This window comes from Microcoleus sp. BM001215392 (genome assembly GCF_036700185.1).
Taxonomy (GTDB): Bacteria; Cyanobacteriota; Cyanobacteriia; order Cyanobacteriales; family Microcoleaceae; genus Microcoleus.
The window spans coordinates 1-2,984 of sequence record NZ_JAUBOJ010000133.1 but is presented as its reverse complement, the minus strand read 5'-3'; the positions used below and the strand labels follow the sequence as shown (position 1 = coordinate 2,984).

The 2,984-nt window shown below is 48.7% G+C and carries 2 protein-coding genes; one reads left to right on the top strand and one right to left on the bottom strand.

What is annotated here, in order from left to right:
• Nucleotides 1-1,165: tetratricopeptide repeat protein (locus QT974_RS15865; RefSeq protein ID WP_442933184.1), on the bottom strand; the 1,165-nt coding region annotated here is incomplete at its 3' end.
• Between the two features lie 240 nt (nucleotides 1,166-1,405).
• On the opposite strand from QT974_RS15865, the gene QT974_RS15860 reads away from it, so the two are divergent.
• Complete coding sequence (locus QT974_RS15860; RefSeq protein WP_442933185.1) at nucleotides 1,406-2,866, top strand: dolichyl-phosphate-mannose--protein mannosyltransferase; 1,461 nt, start codon at nucleotides 1,406-1,408, stop codon at nucleotides 2,864-2,866.
• Nucleotides 2,867-2,984 lie beyond the last annotated feature (118 nt).

Sequence of the window (2,984 nt, the reverse complement as noted above, 5' to 3'; positions counted from 1 at the left end):
CTAGCGCTTTCTGCTTTTCTCCCAATTCTGAGTAGACTATTCCGATGTTGTTGAGGGTGGTAGCTTCGCCACTGCGATCGCCCACGGCACGTGTCAGGGGCAGGGATTGGTTGTAATATTCTAGGGCTTTCTGCTTTTCTCCCAATGCTGAGTAGACTGTGCCGATGCTGGCGAGGGTGACAGCTTCCCCACGGCGAGATCCTACAGCCCGACGCAGGGGAAGCGACTGGTTGTAATACTCTAGCGCTTTCTGCTGTTCTCCCAAATCTGAGTAGACTAAGCCGATGTTGTTGAGAGTAGTAGCTTCCCCACTGCGATCGCCTACAGCCCGACGCAGGGGAAGGGACTGACTGTAATACTCTAGGGCTTTCTGTTTTTCTCCCAATGCTGAGTAGACTCTGCCGATGCTGTTGAGGGTGACAGCTTCCCCACGGCGATCGCCCGCTTCTCGACTCAGGGGAAGGGACTGGTTGTAATACCCTAGCGCTTTCTGCTTTTCTCCCAAATCTGAGTAGACTCTGCCGATGCTGGTGAGGGTGGTAGCTTCCCCACGGCGATCGCCGAGAGCCCGACTCAGGGGAAGAGACTGGTTGTAATACCCTAGCGCTTTCTCTTTCTCTCCCAAATCATCGTAGACAGTGCCGATGCTGGCGAGGGTGACAGCTTCCCCTTTAGCGTCGCCGAGAGCCCGACTCAGGGGAAGGGACTGGTTATAATACTCTAGCGCTTTCTGCTGTTCTCCCAAATCTGAGTGGACTTTGCCGATGCTGGTGAGGGTGGTGGCTTCTTTCGCGCGATCGCCGAGAGCCCGTCTCAGAGGAAGGGACTGGCTGTAATATTCTAGGGCTTTCTGTTTTTCTCCCAAATCCGAGTAGACAGCGCCGATGTTGTGGAGGGTGGTAGCTTCTCCTGTGCGATCGCCCACTTCTCGATACAGCTTTAATGCTTCTTGATATTTGGCGATCGCTTTTCTTAAAGATTCTGCTGTCCCCTCCTGGTACAGTTCCACCCCTTCTTTCAAAACTTTTTCAGCAGCCGGGTTTCCTCCTCCCTGCTGCGATACCCCTTGACTAATTTGCATCGCACTCGGTGCAGCCACCGCCGGAACTCCTAGCAGGATACTCGCACCTACAGCTATCCCCCAAACCCACAGCCGGAGATTCATAAACACCCCTTAAACCAGACCTGGTTAACCGCTATCATAGTCGATCGCACATTGTCAGGTGCAATTTCCCTTTTGCCACAGCGAAAGGTTACAAGTCAAAATTGTAATTTTTACGCTATTGTCAACTCAGTATTTTTAAATTAGCGATCGCCCCCAAATCTAGCATCTACTATTTTCGGTTATTTTATGAAACTCAACAAAAAACCATTCAACAGATCCACTCTTGTTTTTGGTCTAGGAATGCTCGGTGTGTTCCTATTTTCTTTGACTCTGCGCTTTTGGGAACTGGAGCGATTTAACACCTTCGTATTTGACGAGGTTTATTACGCGAAGTTTGCCAACGATTATCTCACCAAAACACCTTTTTTCAACGCTCACCCGCCGCTGAGTCAGTACATAATTGCGATCGGAATTGCGATCGGCAAACACCTGCCCTTCGGCAAAACAGCCGTCAACAGTCTAGCAGGCTCAATGCTCTCTCCTTGGGATTACCGCTGGCTGAATGCTCTGACTGGTTCTTTTATTCCCCTTGTTGTCGGAGCCCTGGCTTATCAGCTAGTGCGGCGCCGCACCTTTGCTTTTCTGGCTGCTTTATTTATCGCCTGTGACGGTTTATTATTAGTTGAATCTCGCTACGCGCTCAACAACATTTATCTGGTTTTGTTCGGAATCTTAGGACAACTATTTATTTTAAAATCCGTAGAAGCAGAAGGCAAAAAACGGTGGCTTTGGCTGGTGCTAGCCGGGATAGGTTTCGGCGCTTCTGCTGCTATCAAATGGAACGGCTTGTGGTTTCTTTTCGGTACTTATCTAATTTTAATCTGCGCATGGGCGGTGCGTTTGATCCAGAGAAACCTAGGAGATGAAGAACAAAGCCCTGAGGTAAATTCAAATCTCTTGCCGCCGGAAAGTCCCGTACAAAAACTGACTCAACTCAAATTTTTAGAAGTAATTTTGAGTCTAGCTGTGATTCCTGTTTTAGTTTACAGCATCTCCTGGATTCCTCACCTGCATCTCAATCCAACTCCCAACTTTTGGCAGATGCAAACGGAAATTTTGACTTATCACCAGCGGATTAAAAGCGGGCCTAACGTGCATCCTTACTGTTCGGCGTGGTACAGTTGGCCTTTGATGCTGCGCCCGATCGTCTACTTCTACAAAACTATTAGCAGCAATGCACCATCAGATCCAGTTTTGCCACCTTTGCCGATCGGTGTAAATCCGGTAATTTTTGACGTACACGCGATGGGTAATCCTTTTCTTTGGTGGCTGTCAACCTTAGCTTTACTGCTAGTAATAGGAGTTTTGGTTCACCGGGTTTTAGTGTGGATGGAAACGCGCCGGGTGGCTTCGGTTGAGGCGATCGAACAGCAGCGGCCGATTTTGTTTCCGCCGACTGCCGAAATGTGGCTGGCGTTATATTTAATAGTTAATTGGGCTGCTAATTTGCTGCCTTGGGTGAAGGTAACTCGCTGCGTATTTTTGTACCATTATATGGGCTGTTCTGTGTTTGCAGCTTTAGCACTTGCTTGGTGGACTGACAGGTGGCTGCACAGCCCACAAACTCGCCTCCGAGGGATGGGGGTAACAATAATTTTTCTGGTTTTGGGTGCTTTTATTTTCTGGATGCCTCTCTATTTGGGATTGCCTTTGTCGCAAATGGAATGGAAAATTAGGATGTGGCTGTCGTCTTGGGTTTAGGTGAGAATACAATCCGCTTGAGAGCGTAAATTTATACAGGGAAAACCGGGCGCATCTCACTTTGGCAAATATGTTTGTAGGGGCGAAGCATGACCGTAGTCAATATGGGATTATAACT